At 41.5% G+C, this 14,221-nt stretch carries 16 protein-coding genes and 1 pseudogene; 7 read left to right on the top strand and 10 right to left on the bottom strand.

The window, feature by feature from the left end; translation table 11 throughout:
• Positions 1 to 14 precede the first annotated feature (14 nt).
• Complete coding sequence (locus tag GZ22_RS12025; protein ID WP_038562840.1) at positions 15 to 434, top strand: cytidine deaminase; 420 nt, start codon at positions 15 to 17, stop codon at positions 432 to 434.
• A gap of 14 nt (positions 435 to 448) precedes the next feature.
• Here the strand turns inward: GZ22_RS12025 and GZ22_RS12020 are convergent, their stop codons facing one another.
• The 3 genes from GZ22_RS12020 to GZ22_RS12010 all read right to left on the bottom strand — a co-directional run bounded on the left by GZ22_RS12020 (position 449) and on the right by GZ22_RS12010 (position 2,825).
• Positions 449 to 1,033: an LOG family protein gene (locus tag GZ22_RS12020; protein ID WP_038562838.1), complete on the bottom strand. Its 585-nt coding sequence runs from the start codon at positions 1,031 to 1,033 to the stop codon at positions 449 to 451.
• A 13-nt stretch (positions 1,034 to 1,046) separates the two neighbouring features.
• Entirely contained in the window at positions 1,047 to 2,129 is a 1,083-nt protein-coding gene (locus GZ22_RS12015) for a DNA alkylation repair protein (protein ID WP_038562835.1), read from the bottom strand.
• A 69-nt stretch (positions 2,130 to 2,198) separates the two neighbouring features.
• On the bottom strand, positions 2,199 to 2,825 hold the full coding sequence (locus GZ22_RS12010; RefSeq protein WP_245609661.1) for a LysE family translocator: 627 nt from the start codon (positions 2,823 to 2,825) through the stop codon (positions 2,199 to 2,201).
• A gap of 74 nt (positions 2,826 to 2,899) precedes the next feature.
• Here GZ22_RS12010 and GZ22_RS12005 point away from each other — a divergent pair, with 74 nt between their 5' ends.
• Together GZ22_RS12005 and GZ22_RS12000 are read left to right on the top strand one after the other, a co-directional pair.
• Positions 2,900 to 3,421 carry a GNAT family N-acetyltransferase gene (locus GZ22_RS12005; protein ID WP_051748246.1) on the top strand — a complete coding sequence of 174 codons (522 nt, stop codon included), beginning with the start codon at positions 2,900 to 2,902 and terminating at the stop codon, positions 3,419 to 3,421.
• Positions 3,422 to 3,478: 57 nt separating this feature from the next.
• Positions 3,479 to 3,943, top strand: a complete 465-nt coding sequence (locus GZ22_RS12000; protein ID WP_164072075.1) for a YrvL family regulatory protein — start codon at positions 3,479 to 3,481, stop codon at positions 3,941 to 3,943.
• Between the two features lie 22 nt (positions 3,944 to 3,965).
• On the opposite strand, the gene GZ22_RS18270 is transcribed toward GZ22_RS12000, so the two are convergent.
• From GZ22_RS18270 to GZ22_RS11975, 6 genes and pseudogenes are all read right to left on the bottom strand, one after another.
• Positions 3,966 to 4,085, bottom strand: a complete 120-nt coding sequence (locus tag GZ22_RS18270; RefSeq protein ID WP_084160736.1) for a YjcZ family sporulation protein — start codon at positions 4,083 to 4,085, stop codon at positions 3,966 to 3,968.
• 422 nt (positions 4,086 to 4,507) lie between these two features.
• Positions 4,508 to 6,625: pseudogene (locus tag GZ22_RS11995) on the bottom strand (DUF5689 domain-containing protein); the annotation flags it as partial.
• Between the two features lie 205 nt (positions 6,626 to 6,830).
• Positions 6,831 to 8,246, bottom strand: coding sequence for a right-handed parallel beta-helix repeat-containing protein (locus tag GZ22_RS11990; RefSeq protein WP_038562825.1), 1,416 nt, complete (start codon positions 8,244 to 8,246; stop codon positions 6,831 to 6,833).
• 112 nt (positions 8,247 to 8,358) lie between these two features.
• On the bottom strand, positions 8,359 to 8,754 hold the full coding sequence (locus tag GZ22_RS11985; RefSeq protein WP_038562822.1) for a thiol-disulfide oxidoreductase DCC family protein: 396 nt from the start codon (positions 8,752 to 8,754) through the stop codon (positions 8,359 to 8,361).
• 16 nt (positions 8,755 to 8,770) lie between these two features.
• Complete coding sequence (locus GZ22_RS11980) at positions 8,771 to 9,559, bottom strand: hypothetical protein (RefSeq protein WP_038562819.1); 789 nt, start codon at positions 9,557 to 9,559, stop codon at positions 8,771 to 8,773.
• Complete coding sequence (locus GZ22_RS11975; protein ID WP_038562817.1) at positions 9,560 to 10,126, bottom strand: DEAD/DEAH box helicase family protein; 567 nt, start codon at positions 10,124 to 10,126, stop codon at positions 9,560 to 9,562.
• A 127-nt stretch (positions 10,127 to 10,253) separates the two neighbouring features.
• Between GZ22_RS11975 and GZ22_RS11970 the strand changes: the two genes are divergently transcribed.
• The 3 genes from GZ22_RS11970 to GZ22_RS11960 all read left to right on the top strand — a co-directional run bounded on the left by GZ22_RS11970 (position 10,254) and on the right by GZ22_RS11960 (position 12,813).
• Positions 10,254 to 10,832, top strand: a complete 579-nt coding sequence (locus GZ22_RS11970; protein WP_038562813.1) for a TetR/AcrR family transcriptional regulator — start codon at positions 10,254 to 10,256, stop codon at positions 10,830 to 10,832.
• 1 nt (position 10,833) lies between these two features.
• Positions 10,834 to 11,532, top strand: a complete 699-nt coding sequence (locus tag GZ22_RS11965) for a YqeB family protein (RefSeq protein WP_038562811.1) — start codon at positions 10,834 to 10,836, stop codon at positions 11,530 to 11,532.
• 348 nt (positions 11,533 to 11,880) lie between these two features.
• Positions 11,881 to 12,813, top strand: a complete 933-nt coding sequence (locus GZ22_RS11960; RefSeq protein WP_038562809.1) for an LCP family glycopolymer transferase — start codon at positions 11,881 to 11,883, stop codon at positions 12,811 to 12,813.
• 28 nt (positions 12,814 to 12,841) lie between these two features.
• Here the strand turns inward: GZ22_RS11960 and GZ22_RS11955 are convergent, their stop codons facing one another.
• On the bottom strand, positions 12,842 to 13,549 hold the full coding sequence (locus GZ22_RS11955; RefSeq protein ID WP_051748242.1) for a YoaK family protein: 708 nt from the start codon (positions 13,547 to 13,549) through the stop codon (positions 12,842 to 12,844).
• A gap of 58 nt (positions 13,550 to 13,607) precedes the next feature.
• Between GZ22_RS11955 and GZ22_RS11950 the strand changes: the two genes are divergently transcribed.
• Positions 13,608 to 14,219 carry a helix-turn-helix domain-containing protein gene (locus GZ22_RS11950; RefSeq protein ID WP_038562806.1) on the top strand — a complete coding sequence of 204 codons (612 nt, stop codon included), beginning with the start codon at positions 13,608 to 13,610 and terminating at the stop codon, positions 14,217 to 14,219.
• The last annotated feature ends 2 nt before the right edge of the window (positions 14,220 to 14,221 follow it).

The raw sequence follows: 14,221 nt of genomic DNA, 5'->3' as shown, positions 1-14,221 counted from the left end.
CTAAAAGCAAAGGAGTGATAGTAATGGATATGTTATATGAGGCAGCAATTGAGTTAATCAAGCAACGTTATCCGAGTGGCTGGGGTGGTGCTGCTGCGATGCGCACCAGTGAGGGCATTATTCTAACAAGTGTAGCTCCTGAAGTGCTGAATGCCGCGACCGAGCTATGCATGGAGGTTGGCTCTATTCTGGAAGCTCATAAATTGCAATCGTCAGTAACCCATTCCATTTGTGTTGCGCGCAATGATGAGAATAGTCCTTTTAAAATACTGACTCCATGCGGCATTTGCCAGGAGCGATTACTTTACTGGGGACGCGACGTGCAAGTAGCTGTGACACATAAAGAGGATAAGGTGAAGTATGTATCCTTACGGGAGCTGCAGCCGTTTCATTGGACTCATGCTTATCCAGAAGAAGAAATTTTCGGCAAATAAAAGAGCATACGCTGTCACGTCTGCTCTGGTCGTCTGATATAGGTTTTTACTTCCGGCGCTTCATATTGACGAAACTGCTCCAAAAGACTTTTAGGCTTCGTATCTGTTAGTGTCATCGTACGGTACTTTTCATGCATGAACTGCTCATCCGCCATGCGGTCAAATAAGCTTACCAGCAGATCATAATAGCCATTCACATTCAAAATACCGAGTGGCTTTTTATGCAATCCAAGTTGCGCCCATGTGAAGATCTCAAAAAACTCTTCCAGCGTGCCTGGTCCTCCAGGAAGTGCGATGAAGCCATCTGCCAGCTCTGCCATTTTCGCTTTTCGTTCATGCATAGAAGAAACGACGATCAGCTCAGATACATGTGAGTGAGCGATTTCCCGCTTCTCCAGAAATTCAGGCATTACCCCGATCACATGACCTCCTGCTTTCATAGCACCATTCGCAACTGCCCCCATCAAACCAACACTTGCTCCGCCATACACAAGCGTCAGTCCTTGGGTAGCTAACGTCCTCCCTAACTCTTCTGCTGCAGCGATGTATGCTGCTGATGCGCCTACGCTAGAACCGCAGAATACTGCAATACGTTTCATGTTTTCCACTCCTTTACTTGATCAGTTCCAGATCTGTATGAGCTACTGCCTTCCCATTAGCAAGCAGTACAATACGATGTATACCCGGATAATGGACCCTAGTGGTCAAGTCTTTCCAATTATGGACTCGTTCTTTCGTAACACTCTCTCCCGCTGTAAATATCCGATCCGAGAGAAGAAATTTCTTTTGGGAAATCCCTCGCTTCTTTACGAAGTCTATTGCATACTCTATACGCAGCTTCGCCTGTTTCTTTACATTAAAAGAATACGACATGGTTACCGATTCTCCAATGGTAACGCGCTGACGATCCGTGACTATCATAGCGTCAATTAGCTCAGCCGCTTCCTCATACCCGAATAAGACCATTACTTCTGGTTCTCCGCTCCGAAGCAGTGTACGACAGCCATGCCGGATAATCCAGTCTGTCTCCGGTGAAAAACCACTCCAGCGTTTTGCCGTCAAAATAACTTGTTTTGGATTATCCTTAGCAATATCATTTAAATTATTGGCAACACTTTTCCGAACATACAAAGAGGAATCTGCTTTCAATAATTCCAGGACTTCAAATATCGGATTTGGCTCTTCTTTAAACTGCCGAATTGCTTGTCCCCACGGCAGCCTCGGACGACAGCCTTCACTTGCCAGACGGCGGACATGATGATCATCTGATTGAGCCCATTCTAGCATTTTTTTCATAATCCGCTCAGGAGCCCTGATTAGAAATGGCCTGATGGCAAATTCAGCACTTGAACGCTTCGTGAATTGCTCCAATGCTTGCAGCGATATTTCTTCATGCTCTAGTTCCAGCCCGTACACCTCGACAAAGTCCGGAAAAAATAAATAAGGAAACCCTTCGCATTGGTCCTGGATAGCAAGAAGAATACCTAAAGCTTCAGGATAATTCTTCGGAAGAAAGAAACCGAGAACCTGACTGATCCGGCGTATCCGACCTTTCAATTCCAGCCCTTCCCATTCACCATCCATCACCTTATCAACGAACTCTCGTTCATCGAAATCATTATAGGCTTGTTTCACTTTGGAAGCGAAACCTTCCAGGAATTCTTTCGTATACATTGCTTTCAAGGGTTCTGCCACCACTACCGCCTCCAGGAGATTATATCTATATTCTACAGGAAAAAAGCGGTAAACTACAAATAGCCCTCGTCAGAGGATACGTTTCAAAAATTGGGTGAAGAAAAGGATTGCAAAGTAACTGAGCACTAATCCTGCTCCAATAGAAACCCATTTCACAAATGTCTCGTTGACGACCCTTCTTGTACCTGCGACGATACTCATCAAGCCGATATCATGCACTTGGATACCTGCCAGAATGCCGAGTCCAGCGACGATGAAGGAAAGCTCATTTCCTTCTGAAAAACTGCTTGATAAAAAGGTACCGAAAACACTTATCCAAAATACGAGGTTACTAGGTGAAATTGCTACAAGCAATCCGTTTTTGTAAGATGACAGCAGCTTTTTTGTCGTTTTTTCTCCGTTGATCATAATCTGCTTGTCCGCATTTTTGATACTGTCATAGGCAATATACAATAAGAAGATAGCACCAAGCAGCCACATGCCCGTTTGGATTGTAGGGGCTGCCAGGATAGGAGCAAGACCAAGAAATAGAGCGACCATCAGCAGAAAATCGATCGTCATTCCGCCAACTCCGACCATCCATCCATGTACGAAACCATTTTTTAAGCCTTGTTTGGTCATCTCAATCGTCACTGTACCAACCGGGAGAGCGATTGAGAGTCCTAAAAGCACGTTTGTCAGAAACAAAGATAACAAGAGCATCACCGCCTATCAGAATATATTAAATATACATAATATTGACTAATTATACAACGAGAGGAATATATAACTTGTCCAATCAACAACAAATTCATCTGCGTCCTATATCCGTTTCCGATGCACAAACTCTATACCATTTCTGGTCAGATCCAGATGTAACTGCTTTTATGAATATCACTCCAATGCAGACTGTAGAGCAAGCAGAAGAGATGATTTTATATATCACACAACTGGAACATGCTGATCGCTACACAATCCTGCTAGAAGATAACACGATTGTTGGTACGTGTGGGTTCAATTACATTGATGCTGTGAATCAACGTGGAGAAATTGGCTATGAGATAGGAAAGGATTTCTGGAGAAAAGGTTATATGACCCAAGCACTGCAAGCCTTGATAGAAGAAGGCTTTCAAACGTTAAATTTGAACAGAATAGAAGCAAAAGTAGAGCCAGGCAATGCACCTTCACGTCGTCTGCTCGAAAAAGCTGGCTTTCATGAAGAAGGTACTTTACGTCATTTTGAAAAATTGAATGGTGTTTTTTTAGATATGGTCATGTATAGCTTGCTTCGCTCTGACTATCCATCAATATGAAACTTTTAGATAGATTATTCGTATTAAGAATCAGAGTGAATGCATGAGGTGATGGCAGTGGCAACAGAGCAGCGTAAAGGTAAAAGAAACAGAGTATCAAAGATTTCCGTAACTCTAATTATATCCATACTACTAGGGTTTACGTTCGCATTCGTAGCTGCCCTCTACTATTTCGGATTTCTGGGTGCCTTAAGTATACTTGGTGCTGCTTATGAATCTCCCAAGCATTTGGCCGTATTTGTAGCTGTATATCTTCTTCTAAGTATTTTCGGTGAGTTATTTGCAAAAGCTTTTTATTATATTCTCACTAAGAATTTTAAAATACAGACACTTTATGATTTTATGGTTGCTTTTTCCTTGAACTTTGTAGTGAATTGGCTCGCCATCTCCATTGTGAACGGCTTATACGAACCTATACATTTAGCATGGCATATAGAGATTGTTGTCGCAGCTTTCATTGCCCTAACAGAGGTAACCTTTGATTATGAAAAGAAAAAGAAGAAAAGAAACCGCGGTAAATAACCGCGGTTTCTTTTAGCATTGCTTAGTAACCGTAGCCGCCTCCAACGTAAGAAGCACCGATGATGATCAACAAGATGAAAAGAACTACTAGAAGCGCGAAACCGCTACCGTATCCTTTACCGCCGCCGTAACTTTCAGACATGATATCCCTCCTTTTTGACTCAAGTCATTCTATGTAGGTAACAACAGATGCGTACCGAATAACATGAAAAGAAAGCACTACAAACAGTTAAAAACATTTTTGTTCCTTCATTTACTCGTACTGTTTAATTGTTTTGATGAAGGGTCACATATTTTAAAAAAAGCATAATGTTTCACATTACCTTCACTATAAATGAGGAGCACGAAAGCAAGTTACAGTGAAAAGGGCAGCACAAAAAAAAGAAGCAGGGATTGTTACAATCCTGCTTCCTTTGGAATTTATGCGGCACATTTCCAACTTTTATCGTGGCCTTTGCCTTTCCCTTTTCCTTTATCCGCACCTTTGTGTTTTCCGTTGTCAGTTTTACATGGTACCGGCTCTTCTGCTTGTGCTGACTTGACAATATTATCCGTCGCAACGGGTTTTAGCTGATACGTATCATTGAAGATAGATGAGATACCTGTAATATCAACTTTTTCTCCTTCTTGGAACTGTGCAGTGAAGGTATCGTGATTCAATCCGATTCGATTGTCGACCCGCACACGAGTCACATTACCATCAGCTGCTTGTGCATCAAACTCAAACGTACCATATGTGCCGACTGCTTCGATATTCTGGATTGTTACTTCATTAAGCTTAACAAGCTGTCCTTGATTCGTGTCATCAATCACTGAAACAGTTTTTGGTGCAGGAACCTCTGATTGTCCAATAACTTCGGACTTGATTACATCTGTAACTTCCACTTCTCCATTATAAGTAGTTTTTACAGCACTGATTTGAACAAGATCTCCAGTTTTGAAACTGTCACTGTCCTGAAAAACATAAATACCGGCAGTATCGTCTTGTACATAGAAACCTTTGCCACCAAAGCTGCCTGGAGCAGATGTAACAGTGCCCTCTATCGTAACAACTTCTCCATCCTGTACATTACGCGCTTCCTGAATAGCTACCTTCTGCGGAAGCTCCACTTCGTCTTCTGGTAAAGGCTCTGTATCAACGTTCCCGACTTGTACAGACTTCGTCAGAAGATTGCTGCCATCCTTACGAAGACGCAGGCTTGCTGTACCATCTGCAGTCGATGGATTCAATTGTGCAGGGATATCTGCTACAGCTCTTCCTGTCGCATCTGCCGTGACAGAGAAGTTACTGCTGTATCCATAGTTGCTCGGCCATGATCCGGTTGTATTGAACTTCCCGATCTGCTGTCCTCCTGGTAAATAGCTTCCCAACTGCAGCCCTGTCAGTGTCTCACCCGGCTGCAGATCTTCCACCACAACACGCACGGTAAATTCCTGCTGCGTCGGCAATGTAGCAGGTGTCACAACGTCATAAGTTGGATTTGATGCTACTTCATCGGAACCGTAAGATCCAGCTGCAAATGTACTCGGATTATACCATTGATATCCAGCTGGTGGATTTGACCAAGGCTCTGCTTCCGCTTCTGTAGTCAATTCCGGATTTTCATTGATTGTAGCTGTTTCCAGCAAAGGCGTCACTTCACTCAAAGAAATAGATGTTTCCTCAAAGCTGGAATAGCTTTCTTTTTCACTCAACCAATCCATAACATTAAGCAAATACTGACCGTTATTTCCTTCTCCTGTAAAACCATCATACGTCCGCTTAGTTCTGCCGCTGTCCTCACGAAGATACTTAGGAGTAGCATCTTCTACTGGTGAGGAATCACCAATGAACGCCGCTTTACCTTGCTCCAATTTGGATATTGCCGCAAAAGCTCCTTCATCAATGCCACCGCCAGCATACACCCCTTGGTCGACAGCATTCGGCCAAGCCGGGATATTTTCCGGGAAATAAATCAAGCCTTTGGATTTCGTCGGGTCGAGAATTGTCAATGTAGCTCCTGCATGAGATTCTACGACTTCAATACCTTCTGTGATCCCAAAAGAATCAGATGGTTCGACCACAGTTTGTCCAGATTCGATATCACCTACAGCATTGAAACGGAAACGAATACCGAAATTATCACCAAGCCAGTCGGAGCTTTCTACACCTTGCATCCGATCGGAATTCGCTTCATCAGCTGACATACCTTTGGTTGGATCTTCAAATGCACCTCGACGATAACCATTGAAGATTTCACCGGAATCCCAACGGTTGTAGTTACGATCCGCATTGTAGTGGTCACCAATGAAGAAGATACTGCCGCCTTCTTGAGTGTAGCGCAGCATTGCATCCTGCTCTGAAGTCTTGAATGGAATGTTTGGTTCTGGAATAACGAATACGTCATACTCACTTATATCCTCATATGTGATAGCAGACGTTTTCCGTAATTCCTTCACATAATAGCCTTCTTCAGCCAAGGCATCACCAAAATCAGAAAAAGCACCATCAATAACCCAGTCTGCCGCACCAGCAGTTTGTCCATGTGTATTATCAAATAAGACCTTTTTCCCGTTCGCCTCTCCCTTTGGCTGTATTTCCGGTGCAGGATCAGCTGCAGTTTCAGCCTGACTTTGAACTGCATAGCCGAAAACTGTAAAAGGAATAAGTAAAACAGCCAATACGAAGAACTTCCAATCCATCGCGCTTTTCACGAATAGATTCCTCCCTTGTTTTAATAGATAAAGCATAGCAAATACTCGTCTGTATTTGTATTCGTTTACAGAAACACTACAAAGATAAGAGAATATTTACGCAGCTGTAATCTTACTATCTAAAAGGAAGATACTTCGTCATTCCACAACCTTTAAGCAAAAAAACCTGCATGCTTAGCATGCAGGTTTTTCCTCAGTCTATTACTGCTTGTGCAGTGGTGCCTTCTTTTAAGGTGAAATCCTTACTGGAGACATCCATGTAATGCACTTCTATATATGCAGAATCCTCTTCTTGTCCGGTCGCTTCTTGATATTCCGCAAAATCGTTATATTCTTCCTGTTTCCAAACCCAGCTGTTTTCTCGGTTCTCTTCTTTATCGTAAACATTTCGTGTCATAGTATTGCTGCTATTTGATTTGAAATAATTAGATATGAAAAGTCCTGTTTTGCTGGAAGTGAACACATTATGTGAAATATCATTGCCGGTAATATCATGCTGCAGAAGGAGCTGTCCGCCATCAAGATCTTTTGTGTCATTTCGGAAGAGCACGTTATAAGTAATAGACGAATTTTTAGTGCCGCCTCGCTCCTCGTCATAACCGCCGATTGAAATACCTGTATAGTTATTTTCATACACATTGTTTTCAGTGATTTCAATGTTGTCTGCGTACTGTCCTTTGTGTTCAGACGTTGCTTCAATACCTAAATCATTTCGGAAAACTGTATTTGCTTTAATTTTAATATCCTTAGCACCATCGACGTAAATGCCACCTGCAGAATAATCTTCTCCATATGCTGGATTACCATAAGAAGAGTTATCATGCACCACATTGCCTTGAACTGTGCCGTTTCGTACATAATCTGCGTCAGGGTCTTCCGATGTACCCTCATAACCGATCAGATCAATTCCGATATTATTATTATGGCGAACGGTATTGCCCGTCACAGCAAAACCATCAATATTACCGTTCAAAACGACAGCTTCACTGAGGCCAAGGGTCAGATCCTCAACAATATTATCCATAACTCGGATCTGTTCCATTTTGCCGGTTCCATATACTGCAATACCATGGGCATTGCCTTCATCAGATGTGTTTCCTATATGGTGGATATGATTTTGAATGATATTAATATTAGAGCTGTTGCCCGTTATGAGAATTCCCATTACAGCAAAGTCTGGAGAATCTGCATTTAAATCCTGCACGGTTAGTCCTTGGATTGTAATGTATCGCTTACTGTCTACATTCACAAGTGCTGTATCTTCTTCCATTACCTTGTCTTTGCCGCTGATGACTACTTCTTCATCTTCAAAATTACGAATAATAACTGGTGCCTCTTTCGCTCCGCTATGCGCTACTTCAAATCCATCCGTATAAGTTCCGCCACGGATATAAACGGTCGTACCAGCTGTGGACTGATCCACTGCTGCTTGTATCGTACGAAGGGGTTTTTCTTTTGTTCCTTCATTCTCATCATCGCCATCTGTGGCGACAAATAGCTGTTTCGGAGCGGTTACTGCTTCCACTTCCTTCTTGTTGTTCGACGCAATCGAATAGATACCCACGCCAATCAAGCACAGTACGATTGCGGCCAGGATCGTTATTCTCATTAGCTGACTCTTTTCTATGCAATATTTGCCGTTCTTGGCTACTGCTAGTATGATACCGTTCCTCAGGCAATTTGTATAGGAGCTCTAGTGAATCTTCACAAAATCTTTATTCTCACAAAAATCGCTCTTTTAAATCGGGCGATGGCAGCATGCATTGATCTTGTCTACCGAACCACCGATAACGATTTCTAGCAACATATCGATAAATTATATCCCGAATTGGTCGCGGAATGAATAGAGCAGCAGCAGCCAGTTTCCATGCACCATCTAGATGACGAGCAATACGCAAAATTGCACTCGATTGCATATACACCTTGCCATTTTCCACAAGAATGATGCTGTCAACGTCATTCGGAATTTGCTTTGCTTCTTTCAACTGTCTGCCGAAGTCGCTTTGAAGGGAAGCGAATTTGAAGTAGGCATCTTTATCATGCCTAATGATGAATTGAACACTGTTATTACATAGATTGCAAACACCATCAAAGAGAATGATTGCCTGGTTGTCCATTCTATCCCTCCTTCTGTTATTCATTCACTCTATTGTGCAACATCATCTCATTTTCCTTCGTCAGATAGGTCGTCTTATATACTTCCTGTCTATCCAAATTCTTTTCTACCAAAGTGACATAATATGTTTCCTTTTCCCCCGGAACGTTTTCAATAACCGTTTCTCTCGTCAAATGTTCTCCGAATAGCTCCCATTCTACTACCTTATTTGTTTTCTCTGGGAAGCCGCCATTCTCTTCTTTACCATGCTGTTGTGTAACGAATGCAACAGCCTCTCTGGCAGAATAACCTGGATCAACGTCACCCACTTTATCAATCGGCGGCGGTACCGACTGCACTTGACCAATAATGTAGACTGTCAGATACGCTATAAAGGGTACACTGAGCACAAGCCATCCGATACGACCCCTCTTTGTTATATAACTCAGACCCAGTTCTATTAAAGCGAATAATATCGCCAAAAATGCACCCAATCCAGCAGTAAACAGAAAAGCTGCCGAACTTTGCGAAGAAAGACTCAATACTGCAAAAGGCAATCCACCTAAACCATGCAGTGCAATATAAAGCCCTATCTTTTCTGAATCAACTGGTTGTACTTTTCTGGTGATCAGCCAAGAAATCAAAATGCCATAGATAAAAATGAAGGGACTCATATAGATAGCGAAGACAAACGCGCCAGACATCCATATACTCCCCAACTGATTAACTGTTCCGATACCGAAGAAATCGCTGTAATAGAATCCCATACATAAAGAAAACATACTGACGAGCAAAAACCCTGCACCAAATTTATGCCCAATGCTCATTTACTTATCCTCCAAACCAAAATACTGCACGATCCGCTCGGCTGTTTTGGAGGCTGAGAGGTCATCGGTCTGAATCCGCAAATAATTTGTTTCTTTTATTTCTCCCTCTCTCGATTGAAGACGGCCAGTTTCCATCGTGCGCAGAAGATCAGCCTCAGAAAAAGCAATATTCCGTTTTGTTGGCTTATGCTCTAACCGGTTCTCGGTTACATTACGTTTCAATCGCGTATCGACACCAGCTTGCAGCTCGACGAAATAGACTGGTATATCCTGCTTTTTAAAGATTGCACACATTCTATCAACCGTCTCCCAATCCTCATGACTAGAAAAGTCCCACACGAATGTGAAGATGAAACCCGGGAGATTTGTTTTAGCAACAGATCGGTATATTTCTTCTCTAAAAAGTGTGGATAGGCGCCACATTTCATCACTAAAGCCAAAGAAAGGTACTAGCAAATCAATTGTCATATGATTGTGGAGCAGCCTATACCCCATCCGTTTCTCCAATTCCTGTCCAACTGTCATTTTCCCGACAGCCTGCGGTCCGAATAATAAGATGACGTTCATATAATCACCCCTTTTCCCTCATTGTAGCAAACCAGTTGGAATTATTGTAAATTATTGTTATAAACTTGATATTTTACCGACCGGTAAGTAAAATAATGTGTATAAACAAACTTATAAGGATGAGACCATGGCAAAAGGAGATACGTATCAGCATATAATCGATTCTGCATTAGCACTTGTAGCTGAATATGGGCTGGAGAAGGCAAGCTTATCAATGATAGCTAATAAAGCTGGTATATCAAAACCAGCCATTTATTATTATTTTTCTTCTAAAGAAGCATTGCTCGATCATTTATTTCATCTGTTGTTCGATGACTATCAATTTGATAACTATTTTCCTTTAGATACGTACACAAAGGATAATTTCTCCACCCTGCTTACAGACAATGGACTTCAGTTACTGCAGGAGTACGATGAAAATCCTGAGCTTTTGAAGATAATTAACCATTTTATTGTGTATGCCGGACAAAAACAGGCTTATGATGAAAAACTTAAACAAACACTGACAGAATTTCTCGACGGCTTTAAAAGACTGCTCATTCATGGCCAGCAGCTTGGTGTAATAAAGACTGGAGACGTAAGTGCTAAAGCTCAATTACTTGGGTTGGTTCTAGACAATATTAGCAGCTATCTTTTAATGGGTATTAAAGTGGAAAGTACTGCTGTATGGACCCAAGCTGTTTCTTATGTGATGGGAGATGATTGATTTGCGGGATATCGAATTCGGACTGACCAGAAACGAGAAATACGCTGTATACTTAGTGCCACCCATTCTTGGAGCAGTTGTTGGCTGGTATTTACCTGTTTTAGCTAGATGGATTTTAAAGCTTCCATGGCTCCCTTATCAAGGAGTCATTGAAAAAATAGCTTCTTATTCCGGAATGACGGCATCCGTCATCTTATGCATTGTGGGCATAATCGCTGGAATAGCTCTTTCTCAGTTCATTTTCTATGAAACATTAAGAGTTTTTATTAACGATGATTCCGTGACTGTTAAGATAAGAGATACAAAAGATAATTTCCGTAAAGAGGATCTTCAGTCCATCTATCTGGACGGGAAATCACTTGTATTTGTAGGGCAGCAAGAGAACGAAATGTTCAATGAAAAATATGATGGTAACAAAAAGAAAATCGCAAAAATATTTCTCTCGCTGGGTTATCCATGGTTCGACTCAGACCCATATCAAGCCGCTTACCGTCGCTGGGATGAGAATAATCACCAAATACCAGCAGCTGTGCATGCTTTATTACGAGCAAGAAAAGGTTGTTTGGAAAATAATCAGGAAACAATGGCCAGACAGTTACGATTGGATCTAGCAGGATTAGGAGTTGCAGTAAAAGATCGTAATGATAAACAATATGTCCGTCTTGACCAATCAACGATTGATCAAAAATTAAATCAATAAGAAAAAGAGCTGCAAGGAAAACCTTGCAGCTCTTCTATTTATAGGAGTTGGAATAGCTGAAATAACTTATGAGCAGCATCAAGTAGTTGGTTGCATGCAGTAGGGATGACAGTGAAGAGTGCGAGTAGAAGAGCCAGATTATCTTTTGGCTTTTTTGGATTGGTTGGGCATTCCTTCATGGCAGACATTCCTCCCTTCAAAATCTCATCGGGCAGGTCTGTTGCTGGGAAGTAAATGGGACCATTAGTACGATAAAGTTAGTATCCCTCTTATATTTTCTTTTATGCATGTTGTTGACAAATCGTCAACAACAGCGTACCTTGGAATGGTATGGGGGGTAGTACGAAAATGGAAAAACAACGTAAAACAAAACGTAAGCGTAAGCGACGAATAGGCAGGTATATCTTACTTATCCTTCTTGTCCTCGTGATTGGAGTTGGCTCCTTCCTCCTTCTTACCGCAAGGGATGTAAAACAGACAGTTGACGGTATCCAGAAGGAAACAAAAGCAATCGATGAGGGTGTGACATCTGAGAAAATCAAGAACAAAGAGAGAATAAATGTTCTTTTGCTTGGTATCGATGAAAGGGAATTTGACTCTGGGCGTTCAGATGCTTTGTTGCTTATGTCATTGGATCCATCCACTGAATCGATGGACTTGGTAAGTATTCCTCGTGATACCCGAACGGAAATCATTGGACACAATACAGTTGATAAAATCAATCATGCCTATGCTTTTGGCGGTGTTGACATGTCCTTAGAAACAGTAGAAAATCTGCTGGATGTTGATATCGATTATTTCGTAGAGATTAATATGCAAGGTCTAGCCGATCTTGTCGATGCTGTAGGCGGTGTGACGGTAGAAAACGACCTAGATTGGTATGATGAAGGCTTTTACAAAAAAGACTATCATTATAAAAAAGGGCAAATCGATTTAGATGGACAGCAAGCTTTGGGCTATGCAAGAATGCGTCACTTAGACCCTGATGGGGATTTTGGAAGAAATGCTAGACAGCGTCAAGTAATTGAAGCCGTACTCAATAAAGGCGCCAACATCAAATCTGTCGGCAAAATTGATGACTTATTAGCTGTATTGGGTAAAAACGTGCAGACAAATATAAACCTTGCTTCCATGCGTCATCTTTTAACAGATTACCGCAATGTCCGTAATTCTGTTCAAGAGCATGAAATGAGAGGTGAAGGCACGAAAATCAATGGAATTTACTACTTAGTAGTGCCTGAGGATGAGATAACTGCTATACATGATGTTATAAGCAAATAAAGAAGAAGATCCAAACGGATCTTCTTCTTTATCGTGCTCTATTTTTTTTACTTTGGAGCAATAGTACTGCCGCTAGCAACGCCACACCTATCCAAATAGTATGCAGCCCGATGAGTCTTTCACTTAAACTACCAGCCGCGGCTCCTAATAAGTAAAGGAGAATGGCACCGCCTCTAAGATAAGTATCAAGCGAAAGCTTTTGAGCATTTTTTTGCATAACCCCCATAACCCCTTCCACGAAGGCTGCAAGTGTACTCGTCAGCACCGTAGAGGAAAGACCAGCAATCTTGAGATTCCTTCCGGCTATAGTTTGCATTCCCATAGCAATACTTAAAATTAAAAGGATAATTGATGAAATGACTCCACCGACCGGTATGAGCAGAATTATTATTGCAGAAAGTAAAATCAAAATAAATTCCCAAGTTAGAATACTTCTTGATGTACCGCTCTTCCTTTGTATAAATACAGTAGCAATGATCCCTATGACGAAACCTACTAACGCTAAAGCTGCATTACTCAAAACAACCTGCCTTGCATCGCCAATACCAATACCTAGCAACACAATGTTTCCTGTCATGTTGGCAGTAAACACATGCGATAAACCAATATAACCTAATACATCAATCACTCCAGACACAGCACATAAGAGCAAGATGATAATGTGGTCACGCTTCATTTGCATTTTTCTTTCCTTCTTTCCTTCTTTCTTATTCCTTTCTACCGCATCTATTGACAAATTGTCAACATCCTTGTACGGTTAGAAAATAAAATCTAAAAGAGGAGATGTCTTCATTATGGACATTAACAAAGATAATTCCAATATAGAGAATCTTCTACGTTCCTTAATCAAAGAAAAAAAAATATCCATCCGGGAATTGAGCAGACGCACTGCTATTGATACTGCTATCATCTCCAAGATCCTGAACGGTAAACGCAAAGTGACCGTTAACCACCTTAAAAAGTTCAGTGAAGTTCTGGACGTTTCACACGAGGACTTGATGCGTTCAGCCGGTTTTCTTGATCAAACTGAAACTTTACAGACAGAGCATCATTTAGAAGCACTTTGCAAGCAGGCAGATCCTTCCTTCACAACAGAAAGAATGCTCAATCAACTTGCCGCATATGAGGAAATTTCACTTACCGATGGCGGGAAACAAATAATTGATGATAAATTCAATGAAAAAATTACATCCGTCGGAAGTGCAGGCAAATTAGTAAGCGACCTCAAGCACATGTTTTATAAATTTCAATCTGGTATCGGAACAAAACGAGAATTAATACTTTTTGGTGCAGCTTTACTTTATTTTATAAACCCTATAGATGTGCTGCCTGATTATATATTTCCATTCGGCTATCTAGATGATACCCTCGTTGTCCATACCGCTATGATGAATAGCAATAAGTAGCA

Origin of the sequence: Terribacillus saccharophilus (assembly GCF_000725365.1) — a bacterium.
Lineage (GTDB): Bacteria > Bacillota > Bacilli > Bacillales > Amphibacillaceae > Terribacillus > Terribacillus saccharophilus.
This window is presented reverse-complemented; position numbering and strand designations above follow the sequence as displayed.